Annotated in this window: 11 protein-coding genes and 5 pseudogenes; 8 read left to right on the plus strand and 8 right to left on the minus strand. The window is 59.5% G+C overall.

All coding sequences use genetic code 11. The annotated features are described in order from the left end of the window. Positions 1 to 40: 40 nt before the first annotated feature. The 5 genes from HCF10_RS20485 to HCF10_RS20505 all read right to left on the minus strand — a co-directional run bounded on the left by HCF10_RS20485 (position 41) and on the right by HCF10_RS20505 (position 5,738). Positions 41 to 1,549: an amino acid ABC transporter permease/ATP-binding protein gene (locus tag HCF10_RS20485; RefSeq protein WP_167656275.1), complete on the minus strand. Its 1,509-nt coding sequence runs from the start codon at positions 1,547 to 1,549 to the stop codon at positions 41 to 43. Positions 1,550 to 1,655: 106 nt separating this feature from the next. Beyond that, positions 1,656 to 2,459 carry an ABC transporter substrate-binding protein gene (locus tag HCF10_RS20490; protein ID WP_131696639.1) on the minus strand — a complete coding sequence of 268 codons (804 nt, stop codon included), beginning with the start codon at positions 2,457 to 2,459 and terminating at the stop codon, positions 1,656 to 1,658. 77 nt (positions 2,460 to 2,536) lie between these two features. Then, a complete protein-coding gene (locus HCF10_RS20495; RefSeq protein WP_131696182.1) occupies positions 2,537 to 3,589 on the minus strand; it encodes an isopenicillin N synthase family dioxygenase in 1,053 nt (350 codons plus the stop codon). Positions 3,590 to 3,602: 13 nt separating this feature from the next. Then, positions 3,603 to 4,454 carry a sugar phosphate isomerase/epimerase family protein gene (locus tag HCF10_RS20500; protein WP_167656276.1) on the minus strand — a complete coding sequence of 284 codons (852 nt, stop codon included), beginning with the start codon at positions 4,452 to 4,454 and terminating at the stop codon, positions 3,603 to 3,605. A 243-nt stretch (positions 4,455 to 4,697) separates the two neighbouring features. Then, a complete protein-coding gene (locus tag HCF10_RS20505; protein ID WP_145337776.1) occupies positions 4,698 to 5,738 on the minus strand; it encodes a zinc-dependent alcohol dehydrogenase family protein in 1,041 nt (346 codons plus the stop codon). Between the two features lie 143 nt (positions 5,739 to 5,881). Between HCF10_RS20505 and HCF10_RS20510 the strand changes: the two genes are divergently transcribed. The 4 genes and pseudogenes from HCF10_RS20510 (at position 5,882) to HCF10_RS20520 (ending at position 7,476) form a co-directional block, all read left to right on the plus strand. Beyond that, the gene (locus tag HCF10_RS20510) at positions 5,882 to 6,364 is read left to right on the plus strand and encodes an Lrp/AsnC family transcriptional regulator (protein ID WP_131696185.1); all 483 of its coding nucleotides are present in this window, start codon (positions 5,882 to 5,884) and stop codon (positions 6,362 to 6,364) included. A 224-nt stretch (positions 6,365 to 6,588) separates the two neighbouring features. Continuing rightward, a pseudogene (locus HCF10_RS20515) lies at positions 6,589 to 6,765 on the plus strand (phosphatidylethanolamine-binding protein); the annotation flags it as partial. A 5-nt stretch (positions 6,766 to 6,770) separates the two neighbouring features. Then, positions 6,771 to 6,983, plus strand: a pseudogene (locus HCF10_RS31490) (helix-turn-helix transcriptional regulator); the annotation flags it as partial. Between the two features lie 295 nt (positions 6,984 to 7,278). Then, positions 7,279 to 7,476, plus strand: coding sequence for a hypothetical protein (locus HCF10_RS20520; protein ID WP_027606646.1), 198 nt, complete (start codon positions 7,279 to 7,281; stop codon positions 7,474 to 7,476). Positions 7,477 to 7,562: 86 nt separating this feature from the next. Here the strand turns inward: HCF10_RS20520 and HCF10_RS20525 are convergent, their stop codons facing one another. Then, positions 7,563 to 8,168: a cysteine hydrolase gene (locus HCF10_RS20525; RefSeq protein ID WP_131696186.1), complete on the minus strand. Its 606-nt coding sequence runs from the start codon at positions 8,166 to 8,168 to the stop codon at positions 7,563 to 7,565. Positions 8,169 to 8,630: 462 nt separating this feature from the next. Here HCF10_RS20525 and HCF10_RS20530 point away from each other — a divergent pair, with 462 nt between their 5' ends. The 4 genes and pseudogenes from HCF10_RS20530 to HCF10_RS32090 form a co-directional block, all read left to right on the plus strand. Continuing rightward, entirely contained in the window at positions 8,631 to 9,731 is a 1,101-nt protein-coding gene (locus tag HCF10_RS20530; RefSeq protein WP_145337777.1) for an ABC transporter substrate-binding protein, read from the plus strand. A gap of 1,278 nt (positions 9,732 to 11,009) precedes the next feature. Further along, positions 11,010 to 12,059 (plus strand): annotated as a pseudogene (locus HCF10_RS32080) (sensor histidine kinase); the annotation flags it as partial. 213 nt (positions 12,060 to 12,272) lie between these two features. Beyond that, a pseudogene (locus HCF10_RS32085) lies at positions 12,273 to 12,608 on the plus strand (response regulator transcription factor); the annotation flags it as partial. Positions 12,609 to 13,127: 519 nt separating this feature from the next. Next, positions 13,128 to 13,472, plus strand: a pseudogene (locus HCF10_RS32090) (ATP-binding protein); the annotation flags it as partial. Positions 13,473 to 13,562: 90 nt separating this feature from the next. On the opposite strand, the gene HCF10_RS20540 reads toward HCF10_RS32090, so the two are convergent. Further along, a complete protein-coding gene (locus tag HCF10_RS20540; RefSeq protein ID WP_131696189.1) occupies positions 13,563 to 14,111 on the minus strand; it encodes a thioesterase family protein in 549 nt (182 codons plus the stop codon). A 147-nt stretch (positions 14,112 to 14,258) separates the two neighbouring features. After that, the gene (locus HCF10_RS20545; protein ID WP_167656278.1) at positions 14,259 to 14,504 is read right to left on the minus strand and encodes a hypothetical protein; all 246 of its coding nucleotides are present in this window, start codon (positions 14,502 to 14,504) and stop codon (positions 14,259 to 14,261) included. Between the last annotated feature and the right edge of the window lie 3 nt (positions 14,505 to 14,507).

Genomic DNA, 14,507 nt, shown 5'->3' on the forward strand with positions numbered 1-14,507 from the left:
ACGCTTGCGTTTCGAGTTTCAGGCCCCACTCACGCCGGGTTTAAACCCGCATGAATGCCTTGATTCTCTCGCCGCACTGATCGGCACGAATCATCCCAGGCGCCGCATCCACCGCAACCAGGCCGTCTTCCATGAAAATCACCCGGTCGGAAATGGACAGGGCGAAGTCCATCTCGTGGGTCACGATCAGCATGGTCATGCCTTCTTTTGCCAGGTCGCCGATGACCTTGAGCACGTCGCCCACCAGTTCCGGGTCAAGGGCTGACGTCGGCTCATCAAACAGCATGATGTGCGGGTCCATGGCCAATGCGCGGGCGATTGCCACGCGTTGTTGCTGACCCCCAGACAACTGATGCGGATATTTTTGTGCGTGAGCCAGCAGTCCGACCTTGTCCAGCAGGGCGTAGGCGCGCTGTTCGCTGATGAGTTGGTCGCGGCCGTGATAGCGCGGCGCGAGGGTAACGTTGTCGAGAATCGTGCGATGAGGAAACAGGTTGAAGCTCTGGAACACCATGCCGATGTGCTGTACCCCACGGCGTACTTGTTGCGTGTTGGTGTTGTCACCGGCGTGGATATAGCTTTCGCCGAACAGAATGATCTCGCCCTGGTCGATGCTTTCCAGGGCGTTGACGGTGCGAATCAGCGAGGTTTTTCCCGAGCCCGAGGGGCCGATGATGGAAATCACCTGACCCACATTTACATCAAGGTTGATGCCCTTGAGCACAGCATGCTGGCCGTAGCGCTTGTGAATGTTGACCAGTTGCAGGGCGGGTGCGGAGCCAGGCCCAGGCGCTTTGCCAGCGCTTGTCGAAGGGGGCGTCGCCCGTGACGCGCGTAGACGCCCCACGCTGATGTCATCGAGCGTTTGGGGTGTGCGGTTGTTGAGTTCCAGGTGGTGCTCCAGCCAATGAAACAGCCAGCCGAGCACGGTCACGATCAGCACGTAATACACCGCCACAGCCGAGAGGGTTTCCATGACCAGGAAGTTTTGCGCGTAAAGGCGCTGGCCCACAGTCAACAGTTCGGTCAAGGAAATCACCGAGACCAGCGAGGTCAGTTTCACCACGGTGATGTATTCGTTGATCAGCGTTGGCAGGGAAATGCGGAACGCCTGTGGGATCACGATCAGACGCTGTAAACCGAGCAGGCCGATGCCCAGCGCGCGGCCGGCCTCTTTTTGTCCTTTGGCCACGGATATCAAGCCGCCACGGTGGATTTCCGCCATATAGGCCGCTTCGGTGACCACCAGGGCCAACAGGCCGGAATAGAACGGGTTGGACAGTACCCCCCGGGTGACCGGGAACATCTGCGGCAGGTTATAGACGAACACCACCAATACCAGCAGCGGCACGCTGCGAAAGAACCAGATATAAATCGACGCCGGCACGCTGATCCAACGCGTGGCCGAGAGCTTGGCCGAAGCCAGCAGGAAGCCCAGCAGCATGCCGATGAACCAGGCCAGCGTGCTGAGCTCCACCACCGTAATGCAGGCTTTCCAGAAGTCCGAGAGCGAAAACAGAGAAAAAAAGTAAGGCCATTCAAATTGCATGTGTACCTCCAACTGCTGGCGTCGACGCAGGCTTCACCTGGGCCGGGCAGTCAAGCGAAAGCCGCCGACGGTGGGAGCGGCTTCGCTCCCACAGGGCTGCACTGAGTCAGTTAGTCGGTTCTTCGAGGTTGTATTTCTTCAACAGGGCGGCGTACTCACCGGACGCCTTGCTCGCCTCAAAGGCCTTGAGCAGTGCCTGATAGAGCGCGTCGTTGCCTTTCTTGACGTAAATACCCAGCGTCTGCTGGTAGATCGAGTGCTCGGTGCTGACCACGACGCGACCCTTGGTACGTTCTGCGATCATGCCGGCGGCGCCGTCGATCTCGACCTGAGCCTGCACATTGCCGGAGAGCAGCGCCTGGGTCACTTCGGGTGCGGACGGGAACTCGCTGACCATAATCGCGCCCTTGTTATTCGGGGTGCAGTAGTCCGTCGAGAGCGTGTTGAACTGCGCCACCCACGTGGTGCCTTTTTCCAGGCCGACTTTCAGGCCGCAGAGGTCTTCCGGTACTTTCGGTTTCAGCGGGCTGTCTTTAAGCACCATGATCGCTGCGCCGGTCTTGGCGTACGGGATGGTTTGCGCTTGCGTCTGCCGCTGGGGCGTGATGTACATGCCGGAGATGATCGCGTCGTAGTGACCGGCGTTCAGGCTGAGGATCAGGTTGGAAAACTTGGTGTCAACGAAGTCGGCCTTGAGGTCCAGGTGCTTGGCGAGCAGGTGCGCCAGCTCGGGGTCGGAACCGACGACGTTTTTATGTTCGTCGTATGACTCGAAGGGCGGATAGGTGATTTCCATGCCGACCTTGAGTATGCCGGGTGTCACCGTCGTTGCGGCATGGGCGCCAGCTGCACCAAGGAGTGCGACGGCCAGCAGGGTCAAGCGGACAGCATTATTGATTGGATTGCGCATCATCGATGACTCCACGTCGGTAAAGTAGGGCTGGGCGGGTGGTTAAACAGGGCGGTGTGACCAGGCTGAGGGTTGCATCAGGACGCGTCCTGCGCCTGGCTCTTTAAGTGACCGAAGCTCGATGGCTTGCGCGCTTTCTCGTACAGCTTGAGTTCGCCCCGTTCGACTTTGCGGCGCAGGTACTGATAGGTCTGCAGCGCTTGGCCGAACATGTGCTCACCGATGGTGATTTCCTCGTAATCCTTAGCGCCTTCAAGAAACTGTGGCAGTGGCTTGATCTGCGTATGGAAGTCGCATGCGTAGAAGAGTGGGAAGGCGTAGCGCTCTTCACTGACGGTTCGCACTCGGTGAGCCGTAGCGACGAACGTACCCGCAGTCATGACCTCCAGCATGTCGCCGATGTTGACCACAAAGGCACCGTCCACGGGCGGCGCATCAATCCAGTGCCCCTGATCGTTCATCACCTCGAGGCCTGGCTTGTCGGCAAGCAAAATGGTGAAGCACTCATAGTCGGTATGCGCACCAATGCCGGGTGCGTCTTGGGCGGCCAGGTCAAATGGGTAGTGAATCAGGCGCAGTTTCGACGGTGGGCGGGTAACCAGTGCTTCGAAATAGTCCTCTTCCAGGCCCAATGCGAGCGCGAAGCCCTTGAACAGGCGACGACCCAACGCAAACACCGCTGCGTAGTAAGCTTCGACGGCAGGACGGAAACCCGGCAGGTCTGGCCATTCATTGGCGCCGATCAATGGGGTCCCGGCCATGACCAGCGGATCGTCTTCGCCCACTTCAAAACCGACATCGAAGGCTTCCTTGTGATCGGGTTTGCCTTTGGCATAGACCTCTTCGCCTTCAGGCACAAAACCCTTGTGGCTGCGGGAGGTGCCGATGTAGTGCTGCATCTTGTACGCAAGGGATTGCGCAAACAGGTCCTTTGCCGCGTGACGCAAGCCGTCGATCAGCGACGACTCGATGCCGTGGTTCTTGATGTACAGAAAACCCACTGCGCGGGCGGCGTTACCGAGCTCTTCGGCCACTGCCTGGCGCTGTGTGATGTCGTCGCTGTACAGCCCGGCGATGTCCACCAGCGGAATGCGATTGAAGTTGGCGGCCTTTGGCGTTTTGTCAGGCATGAGGGAACGCTCCTTATCGGGTTGAGGCACCGCTGAAGCGGCGGAAATGCTCGCGCTCGGTGTTTGCCATCCACACATTCAGCGACCACAGGTCGGCCACCGGCACATTGGTGAAGGGCAGGTGATGCAGATAGCCGTCGGCACCGAACTCCGGTGTCAGCGTGCTGACCTGATAGCCGCGGTTTTCCTGGGATCGCCAGATGGCCTCCCAATGTTGCTGATGGAAGGCCAGCGCCTGGGCATACTCGGGGGCGGCGGGGTGGGGAACCTGGGGCCCCTGGTCATAACCGACCCGGGCTTGAATGTGGTGAACGCGTTCGACGAAGGCGCTGAGGTCGTCTTCCGGATCGTTGAGCAGACGCTCGCAGGTGACGACCCAATGACTGATGTCGCTGGTGAAGCGCAGGTCCGGCAGTTGACGAATCAGCTCGAGGGTGACCCAGGGGTTGAACAACGAGCGCGCACGATGGGTTTCAAAGGCGCACACCTGGCCATGCTTGCGCGCGACGTCCATCGCGCGGCCAAAGAAGTCGACTTGCTGTACCAGTGGCCAGCGGTCGTTGCCAGCCAGCAGGTTGATGAAGCGCGGCGATAACTCAGCCGCCCAACCGAGTTTTTTATCGAGGTCCAGAAGGTGTTCGTCGACGCTCGCCGATTGTTGCGGCAGAACATCGTAGGCGCTGAAGACGGTACTGATATAGCTGACGTGGTTGGCGCGTAGAAAGGCTGCGAACTCGGCGCGTTCGCTGGCGGTCATGGGCAGGCGAGCTTCCATGCCATCGAGCCCGGCTTCAAGCAGCTCCTCCAGCGCTTGTGCCTTGCTCGCGGTGTAGCCCCACAACGTTCGGAATATTTCCAACTTCATCGATCTGCTCCAAAGGTGCCTTCGCATGATTGACACAGCGGCGTTGCGGCGCTAACCGAAACGCACAAAAAACGGCAGTGACAATCAGAAAAGGCAATCTTCGGGCCGCATCTCTGTGGAAAGGCTCCTTTGTTGCCGCCAATAGTAGGGAGGGGCGGTTGGCGGAAAGAATAGGGAAGTGCAAATAGATAGTTCAGAGATTTCTAAACTATTGTTCAGTGCGGCTCAGGGTGGCGTCATGCGTTAAAACTCGGTTATGACGGTTACACCTGCCGTCTCGAAGCGGTCCATGTTCGTCAACGCATCGATGGACTGCGCCAGGCTGATGGTTTTACCCACGAGTTTTTCAGGTGCCAGCTTGCCTGAGGTGATCATCTCGATCATGGCGCCATAGCGATGCGCTTGCATCCCGTGGCTACCGTAGATCTCAAGTTCATGGGCGATAACCTTGCTCATGGGGATTGCCGGCGTGGCGTGATCAGCGAGCATCAGCCCGACCTGGACGTGCTTGCCGCGACGGCGCAGGTTGTTGATGGAGTTGAAACAGGTGGTTGGGTGGCCCAATGCGTCCAGCGAGACGTGGGCACCGCCCTGGGTGATTTCCAGCACGGCTTCGGTGACGTCTGCGACGCACTGGGCATTAAGGGTGGCGACAGCGCCGAGCGCGCGTGCCAGGTCGAGTTTTTCCTGGGAAATATCGATGGCGATCACGTTTGCGCCAATGGCCTGGGCGATCATCACCGCAGACAGGCCTACGCCACCACAGCCGTGAACCGCTACCCACTGACCGGCGCTGACGTTGCCTTGGTCGACGATTGCACGGAACGAGGTGGCGAAGCGACAACCCAGGCTTGCGGCGGTAGCGAAGTCCATGCTCTCAGGCAGCGCGACCAGGTTCAGATCGGCCTGGTGGATGCCGACGTACTCGGCAAAAGAACCCCAATGAGTGAAGCCCGGCTGAAATTGCGTGTGGCAGACCTGCTGATTGCCGCTGTTGCACTGCGCACAAGCACCACACCCGCCCACGAACGGCACGGTCACGCGGTCACCGACCTTCCACCGCGTGACGTCGTTGCCCACTTCGGCCACGATGCCCGCCAGTTCATGACCCGGGACATGGGGCAGTTCAATGTCGGGGTCGTGACCTTTCCAGCCATGCCAGTCGCTGCGGCACACCCCGGTGCCAAGCACCTGGATCACCACACCATGACGTTCCGGGGATGGGTCTGCCACGTTCATAAGGCGCGGCGGCTTGGAAAAGGCTTCGTAGACGACTGCTTTCATTCAAATTACCTAGGCTTGGAGGGGCGATTCAGGTATTGCCATTATGAATGAGCGCCTTGAAATTACCTTTCAAGTTGCAATTGACCGAACGCAAGAATTGAAATTAACCTTCATTTTAAAGCCAGAATTTGAGGAGTTATTTCATGATTGAGCAGCTCGATAAGGCGGACATTGCAATATCGGAGCGTTTGCAGCGGGACGGCAAGCTGTCTAATGTCAAGCTGGCCGAGCAGTTGTCCCTCAGCGAAGCGTCCTGTTGGCGCAAGCAAAGACGGCTGGAAGAATGCGGGGTTATCGAGGGATACCAAGCCATTCTCAATCGAAAGAAACTCGGGTTGGGCCTGAAGGCCTTTGTCCAGATCTCCTGCACGGATCACAGCGAAGAAGCCACGGCAAGGTTTGAAAAGATTATTCAGGCGGCCCCGCAGGTATTGAGTTGCCATAACACAACGGGGGAGGCGGACTTTCTACTTGAGGTGGTTGCACGGGACTTGGACAGCTATAGCCGCTTTGTCGAAACAGTGCTGAGGAAGCTCCCTGGGGTTTCAAGTATTCGCTCGAACCTCTCCCTGCGCGAGATGAAGACCACCCATCGACTGCCCGTCAGCGAGCTCTTGAGTATCTGAAGGCTGTCAGGCAGGACGAGAGTCATCGTTCGCCCGGACAATCGAGCATTTCGGCACTGTTATCGAGCATTTCGGCACAGTCCCCCGTCTTTGTTCAACCTAGACTCGAGCTTCACTTTCAGACTCAGCTGGAGCCGCGATGAACATCAGATTAATCCTGCCTGCACTCTCCATGGCCGTAACACTCAGTGGCTACGCTGCGGATTTCTCACTGACCAGCCGGGTTCGGTGGCGCTTGCCCTCCTGTCGAGGATAAACCCCATCGCTATCAATTCACCGTGTGGGCCTTGAAAGCCGACAAGCTACCGCTCGACAACCAGGCCAGCGGAGCCTTGGTAGGTTACATGCTCAACGCCAACGTCCTGGCCAAAGCGACCATTACTTCAACTTACGGACGTTAAGCACGATGCGCCCTTGGGACGGCATACAGCACCGGGAAAATATTATCGATGCATCTGTCATACGGGCGCGACATGCCCTTACCTTGCCAAAGGTGCCGGTATTCGTGACCACCTTGTGTCGAGTGCGGCAGGGGGAAAAACTGTTGCAATGGGATGACCGGGAAATGCGCGCAGGGCCTCAGCATCTGATTCTGATGCCGGCCGGGCGCGAGCCAGGTGCTGACGTTTACCGGTGGGTACCGGACCAGGCCGTCTGGCGTTAGTGCTACCGTTTACGCAGCCCCGCTGGAGCCTGCTGGATGACTCATCCAATTTCAGTTCCCCACATCGCAATGCCTCCAGCCGCGCCATCCAGGAAATACCCACGGCGCCGAATGGATCGAAATACACACCGGCAGGGTCACCTTGTGCCAGTCTGGGCGCGTCCATTCGTCTGTTGCCCGGCACTCTGGGGGGCATGGCGTTTCTCAACCTTAAGCACGGATATCCCGAGCCCAAGAACGGAGAGCCAGCATGGAAATCAATGAAAATGCCCCGGGCAACATTTCACAGCAGGCTGTAACGCGCGGCACGGACAACGAGACAGGGCACGACCCGAAGCGTGATGAGGATAAGATCCCGCTGCCGCCGGACGACGATGCACCCCTTGAGGAGGATATGTCTGATGTGGACGCCGCCGATTCAGTGGCGAGCGAACACCCTGACAACTGAGGTGTTTCAGATCAACGAACCCGGCCAGGGTGTCGCAGGTGACTGCGAATCCGAAGGCGGCTGTAAAGCCGCCTCCTGGGCGATGGCTAGCGGGCGTTCAGCCCGTTGAGAAACTCGGTGTGTTGCAACGTCCTGGAAAACATCGGCAGCGTGAAGCGTTCGGCAGCCTGTTGTTGCTCGTCGGTGAAGGTCGCGGTGCAATCGATCAGCGTTACCACGTTATAGCCCTTCTCATAACCTGATCGAACCGTGCCTTCGACACAGCAGTTGGTCAGGAAGCCCGCCACCACCAGGGTCTGGATGCCGTTGTTGCGCAGCACCAAATCCAGGCCCGTGGTGGCGAAACCGTCCAGCCCGCGCTTGCCCTCCACGAGGATGTCGCCGGCTTCCCGGGTAATCGCTTCGCTGATGTCGGCGCCCCAACTGCCGGTGCGAAAGGCGCTGCCATCGGCAACGCCCTTGAGAATCCCGTAGTCGCGGGTGGTCAGCTCCGGGTAGCCCTCGGCGAATTGGATCGGCAGGTGGATGATCTTCACGCCGAGCGTGCGCGCCTGTTCAACCGTGGTGGCGGTGTTCGCGAGCATATTGGACGTGTGCATCACGTCTTTGACGGCGTCATGGAACACGCCGCCTTCGGTGGTGAAGTCGTTTTGGTATTCGATCAGCACAAGGGCGGTGGTGTGGGGGTTCATGTCGGGTCTCCGATAAGTGGGTCAAGCAGCAAGCGTAGAACAGCAAGCGGGTTTGAGTAGGGCAGCAGCAAACACATAACCGTGGCTCAGAACGCCGTATCCGTTCACAGACCGCGGGCGTAGCGGGCACTTTGATACTATGCTCATTGCCAATGCGAGCCCTATACGGGTTTCAATGTTCGGCTGCCAAGGGCACTGACCTTATCGAAATCATTGACGTTGGCCAGCAGCCTTGTATCGGCAAGACAGCCGGGGGGTGGGCTTCGGGCTTTTTCAACGGCACTACGCAACAACCTGCACGCGGCATATGGGGAAACGTTCAATGCCTGCCCCAAACCTACATGTTCGAAAATCTCCAAACCCGGGGGCCAACCGCTCCAACCAGGACAAGCCGTCGATCCAGGCTGTAGGCAGGTGCAGATGGATGACTGTTGGTAAATGCCAAGCATGATGGAGAACAGCATGAACACCAAACCGATCTACACGATCTTGGGGCGCTTCGCCGGCTGCGTGGCGGGGCTGGCGATAGTTGCCGCCAACCCAGCCCATGCTGCCGACGACGGCATCGCCAGCGGCCCTACCGCAAGCTATAGCATTGCCTTCAGTAATTCCTATGCGGGCAGCGATTTTCGCAAGGTGATGGTGCGCAACTGGCAGGAAATTGCGCTCCAGGCGCAAAAAGACGGCTTGATCCGTGAGGCTCCCGTCGTCAGCGCCAATAACTCGGCTTCGGAGCAGGCGGCCCATATCCAGGACATGATCGTCAAGGGCGTCGATGCCATCGTGGTCCTCGCTGCCTCCGACACGGCCCTCAACGGGGTGATCCGCGATGCCTGCAACGCCGGCATCGTGGTGGTTGTCATGGCCAGCCTGGTCACCGAGCCCTGTGTCTATACCGTGGATTACAACTGGTCCGCCATGGGCCGTGTGGAAATGGATTACATCGCCGAGCGCCTGAAGGGGAACGGGACGTTGCTGGAGATCCGTGGCATCGCTGGCGATGCCACGGATAAAAACATCAGCGATGGCATTCGCAAGGCCGCCAGCGACTATCCGGGCCTGAAATTCGTCAAGACCGTATACGGGAACTGGACGGCTTCTGTCGCCCGCAAGGAAGTGACGCTGGCGCTGCCGTCGCTGCCCACTATTGATGCCGTGGCGACTCAGGGTGGCGACGGATATGGCGCGGCCATGGCGTTCAAGGCGGCGGGACGCCCTTTGCCGATCATTGTGATGGGGAACCGTCAGGACGAACTTGCCCTGTGGAAACAGGAACGCGATGCCAATGGCTACGAGACCGTCTCTGTTTCTGCCTCCCCGAGCGTCTCCCAGATGGGGTTCTGGGTGGCCCAGCAGATACTGGCGGGCAAGCAGGTGCCGAAGTTCGTCGAGGTGCCGCTGGTACGTATTGATGCCAAAGACCTGGACGCCTGGCTCGCCACCATGCCGGTGGGTGGCGCCGCCAATCCTTTCTACGGCCAGGCTTCCGTTGCGGCGATGATCGATGCGGCCATCAACCATACGGCGCCGCCGGCGTTTTTGCCGGAGGTGCCGAAGCAGTAGCGGCGGGCGAGGTCCATGTTGACATTCAAATCAGCCACGGCCAGGCCTATTGCCGTCAGGATTGGCCTGGCGGTTGCCGCACTGGTGTTGCTGATGCTGGCGGTATCGCTCGTGAACCTCTACGGTCTGCGAGGCATGGTACGTGCGGTGGATTCCGCCAGCCATTCCGCGGAAATTCTGGCCTCGGTCAACGGGGCCACCGGGCGGGTGGAAAACTTCATTGCCACCCGCGACCAGGAAAGCTTGTCCCAGGCCGAAGGCTTGGTAGCGACCGCTATCAGCGGCCTTAACGCTATTCCGGCGGCAGAGGCGCAATCGCTCAAGGGCAGCCTGGAGAGGCTCGCTGCAGCGATCGCGTCCTTGCGGGCGGCGACCCTGACCATGGATGGCGAAACCGAGAATATGACGGCCCATTACGCCCGGATGCGAGAGGCGACGGCCCTCGTTGAGCAGGGTATCGCCGATGGGCTGAAGGGCCTGGATTCCCGCGCCGCGGACCACGAGGCGCGGGTGAGCAACGCCCAGAGCGCCCATCGCATCCTGGATATCCTGCGCAACGGTGAACGCATCATTACCGCCAATGTAGCCAAGGTGTTGGTGACCGGTGATGGTGCGGCCGCCACTGCGGCGCGCAGCGCCTGTGCGGCGCTGCCGCCTGTGGTCGAGCAATTGCGCGAGTTGATGGGAGCGCCGCAGCAGGTGGAGACCCTGGAGCAGTTGGCGAAGGCGGTGGCTGCAGCCAGCCTGGCGCTCGAGCAGCTTGACGAGGCTCCCAAGCTTCGGGGAGGCGAGGCTTTGCGGTATCTGGGTGCTGTTGGAGGTGTGGCAGAGCGCCTTGAAGTCATGTTGGCTGAAGTGGACGAGCATATTGCCCATGACGCAAGTGACATTCAGGCCGCCACCGGTTTACTGCAAAATGCAGCCGCGTTGTCCAAGCGTTTCGCCGAACGTGTTGCCACCCTGGAGGCGCAGACCTTGTCGTTTCGCCTGGCGCCGTCGGCCGAGGTCGCCAGCTCTGTAGGCGTCATCCTCGATGAGCTCTCCCGTCTCGCGCGGGTTCTCCCTTCTTCTGTGGGGCCGCAGGCCAACGCTACGCCCCTGACGGTCAGCGATCAGATTGCTGGCTACCGAGCGGCATTTGCCAGGTTCCATCAGGCGAGCAACGCCTTGAGCGACGCGCGCGACCAAGTTCGCAATGAGGCACGGAGTGCGGGCCTGTTGGTTGCGCGCTTCGCTGGCGAGGCGCGCTCAGACGCCTTGGCCCACAAGGATCGCGGCATGCTTGCGGCGATCATCGCGGGCACCGTCGCCATCCTGCTGGCCGGTGCCATCGCCTGGAGCACCTCGCGGTTTGTCGCGCAGCCCATCGTCGCCCTGGCCTCGGTCATGCGCCGGCTTGCTGCCGGTGACCTGACCGCCGAGATCGCCAGCGCTGGACGCGGCGATGAGATTGGGATCATGACGCGGGCCGTCCGGGTGTTCCAGGAGAATGCTTTGCGCATCCGGGTGCTGGAGGCCGAGGCCGAAGCCGAAAGACAACAGGTGCAGGCCTCTCTGGAGAGGATGGTCGCCGAACGGACCGACACGCTGCACCGACAGACCGAGGTGCTGGAGGCACAGGCGGTCGCACTTATTCAGGCGCGCAACCAGGCCGAGACGGCCAACCAGGCAAAGAGTGATTTCGTCGCCACGGTCAGCCACGAACTGCGTACCCCCCTGACCCTTATTCTCGCCCCGTTGGAGCAGCTTTCGGTGGCGATGACCCCGCCGGCGGACTGGCACGTGCAAATCGACCGCGCACAACGAAACGCACTGCGCTTGATGAACCGCGTGAACGATATCCTTGACTTCTCCAAGGCCGAAGCAGGCAAGTTTGAGCTGTGTCCGGCGCCCGTTGATTTGAACAAGGCAGTGGGCGTGCTGGCCGAGGACGCCGCCATGGTGGCCAAGGGCAAAGGCTGCACGTTGACCTGCAGCATCGATCCTGCCCTCGGAACCGTGTTCCTGGACCCCCGACACTTCGAGAAGATTCTGCTCAACCTGGTGAGTAATGCCATCAAGTTCACCCCCGCTGGCGGTACCGTGCATCTGGCCGTCACTGCGCTTGATGACGAGCGATTTGAACTCGCGGTGCAAGACTCGGGCATTGGCATCGCGTCTGACAAATTGCCCCTGCTGTTTCAGCGCTTTTCCCAGATCGACAATTCCGCCACGCGGCATTACAGCGGTACAGGCATCGGTCTGGCCCTGGTCAAGGATCTGGTCGAGCTGATGGGGGGCGAAGTTCGCGTCAACAGTGAGCCTGGAAAGGGGTCGTGCTTCCTTGTTCGATTTCCTCGGGGAACTGAGCAAAACACCGTGCCGACCGAAGCCAGTCATCTGCATGAGGGATCGTCACCCGCCGCAATGATCACAACCGAGCAGCGCCACTTGCTGTTCGACGACGGCCACCGTGGCAGTAGCAACGACCCAGCGTCCATGGGCGATGCAGACAACGAGCAGCACCCGGAACGCGCCTCGCAGTCCAGGGTTCTGGTGGTTGATGACAGCTCGGAAATGCTTAGCTACCTCAGCGAGCTTTTGCGCGACGACTACAGCGTCGTCACCGCAGCTGACGGAGAGCAGGCCTGGGCCATACTGCAGCGCCAACCGATCAATGTCGTTCTCTCGGATGTGATGATGCCGGAGCTCGATGGCTTCGGCCTGACCGCCAGGATCAAGGCGAGCGCCGGTTTTGCCCATCTGCCCGTCATCCTGTTGACGGCCCGCGGCGGCAGCGAGGCTTGCATCTCCGGGCTGGAGAGTGGCGCCGATGACTATATCGCCAAACCTTTCTCGCCATTGGAGCTCAAGGCTCGTGTACGCGCGGCGCTACGCATGAGCCAGGTGCAATCCGAGCTGCATGCGAAATCCCGTCAGGCGGGTATGGCCGAGATCGCCACGACGGTGCTGCACAATGTCGGCAACGTCCTCAACAGCGTGAACGTTTCGGCAGAGCTGGTCAGCAGCCAGATGCGCACCTCCAAGGCCCAGGGCCTGGGCAAGGTGGCGCAGATGATGAACGAACACATCCATGAGTTGAGCGATTTCCTCACCCAGGACCAGAGGGGAAAGATGCTGCCCGACTACCTGCTCAAGCTGGCGCAGGCGGTGGCGGCAGAGCAGCAGGGCATCATCGAAGAACTCGAGCAACTCACCAAAGGCATTGACCACATCAAGACCATTGTCGCTGCCCAGCAGTCCTATGCCGTTGCTGTCAGTGTCGTCGAGACAATACCGGTTTCGGAATTAATCGATGATGCCTGGCGCATGAGTGCCGGCTCACGGATGAAACAGGAGGTGACAGTGGTCAAGGACATTGCCGACTTGCCCCTGCTGTCGCTGGACCGGCACCGGGTGCTGCTGATTCTGGTGAACCTGATCAGAAACGCCGGGCAGGCGTTGGACGGCGTGGTCGATCGCGGCCCGTGCATCACGTGCAGCGCCTCCCTCATTGCTGACGGAACAGTCTTGCGTATCACGGTGGCCGACAATGGCAACGGAATTACGCCAGAGCACCTGACGCGTATCTTTTCCCATGGCTTCACGACGCGCAAAGACGGTCACGGTTTCGGCCTGCACAGCTGCGCGCTCGCCGCGCAGGAAATGGGTGGCAGCTTGACCGTGCACAGCGACGGGGCTGGGCAGGGCGCAAACTTCATCCTCGAAATCCCCCTTGATGCGCCGCAGAGTATGCGTTGAACATCGAACAACGCCGGAATGGGTTGCGTTAATTTACGGTTAAGGCGGGTAAACCAATAGCGCACGGGTCACGGGCTGCCTGCAAGTCAGTCAATCATGGGTGCTTTCTTCATCTCTGAGCTGGCGGCTCATGGCATCGCAGCTCTGCGACCACGAGGTCAGCCATGTCGGCATCTCTGGCGACCGTTCGGGCAGTCCCAGTTCTCGAACAAACTCGCTTGGCGGAATAACACCTTTCGCTGAACGAAATAGACCTCGCATTACGACAACGCCGATCACCCTGCCTTTGCTCACAAATCGATGCTCCATGAAGCTCCACTTGTCGTCCCAGCCAAGCATCCTTGTGTGGATTTCAAACGCTTCAAACAGCCTAAGCTCACGACGAAATTTACCCCAAGTGTCTCCGACGATGGGCAGCGCCTTTGCTCTAATAGCTACTCGATAGGCGCCACTGCGCAAAACGAAATCCATGCGTCCGACATCGGCCAGAGTGAAATATCGGCCGTTGGTGACATGTCGATTGAAGTCGAGGTCCAGTGGCCAGACGCGCATTCGGATGACGGTCGATTCCAGCGCTTTTGCCGGTCTGCGCCAAGGTCGACGAAGTAGCATGAGGAGAAGTCGAAACCAGAGATTCATACAGACGCCGATAGTTGAATGATTGGCGTACTTTAAAGTGCCGAGGGCTGAGCCAGGTAGGTCCCTAAATGACTAAATTCTGCGCAAAAGTACATTCCGATCACTAACTTCTATGGTTTAAGTTTTTCTAGCGGGTTTCGCAGGTCGCTATCGCGATAACTGCCGATCGGCAATCGTCTCGGGCTTGCGATGCAGGCCGCCGCTTGCGAAAGCCTTGCGGCTGGTGAGAACTGTCGCGATCTTGTTGAACGCTTCGATGTACTCGCGGTTGATCCAAGGGAACTGTGTCTCAAGCTTCTCGTGCTCGGTTGGCAGCTCACAACCGCCCCCAGTAATACCTGGAGGGACATGATCATTGTCGACACAAGCACTGGGGAGCGAGTAGATGAGCACGTC

The sequence above is a fragment of the Pseudomonas sp. B14(2022) genome (genome assembly GCF_012030485.1).
GTDB lineage: Bacteria > Pseudomonadota > Gammaproteobacteria > Pseudomonadales > Pseudomonadaceae > Aquipseudomonas.

What these genes read in the sequence shown, in the direction of transcription:
- HCF10_RS20485 (WP_167656275.1), bottom strand. Translation starts at nt 1,549, where the DNA reads ATGCAATTTGAATGGCCTTACTTTTTTTCTCTGTTTTCGCTCTCGGAC.
- HCF10_RS20490 (WP_131696639.1), bottom strand. Translation starts at nt 2,459, where the DNA reads ATGCGCAATCCAATCAATAATGCTGTCCGCTTGACCCTGCTGGCCGTC.
- HCF10_RS20495 (WP_131696182.1), bottom strand. Translation starts at nt 3,589, where the DNA reads ATGCCTGACAAAACGCCAAAGGCCGCCAACTTCAATCGCATTCCGCTG.
- HCF10_RS20500 (WP_167656276.1), bottom strand. Translation starts at nt 4,454, where the DNA reads ATGAAGTTGGAAATATTCCGAACGTTGTGGGGCTACACCGCGAGCAAG.
- HCF10_RS20505 (WP_145337776.1), bottom strand. Translation starts at nt 5,738, where the DNA reads ATGAAAGCAGTCGTCTACGAAGCCTTTTCCAAGCCGCCGCGCCTTATG.
- HCF10_RS20510 (WP_131696185.1), top strand. Translation starts at nt 5,882, where the DNA reads ATGATTGAGCAGCTCGATAAGGCGGACATTGCAATATCGGAGCGTTTG.
- HCF10_RS20520 (WP_027606646.1), top strand. Translation starts at nt 7,279, where the DNA reads ATGGAAATCAATGAAAATGCCCCGGGCAACATTTCACAGCAGGCTGTA.
- HCF10_RS20525 (WP_131696186.1), bottom strand. Translation starts at nt 8,168, where the DNA reads ATGAACCCCCACACCACCGCCCTTGTGCTGATCGAATACCAAAACGAC.
- HCF10_RS20530 (WP_145337777.1), top strand. Translation starts at nt 8,631, where the DNA reads ATGAACACCAAACCGATCTACACGATCTTGGGGCGCTTCGCCGGCTGC.
- HCF10_RS20540 (WP_131696189.1), bottom strand. Translation starts at nt 14,111, where the DNA reads ATGAATCTCTGGTTTCGACTTCTCCTCATGCTACTTCGTCGACCTTGG.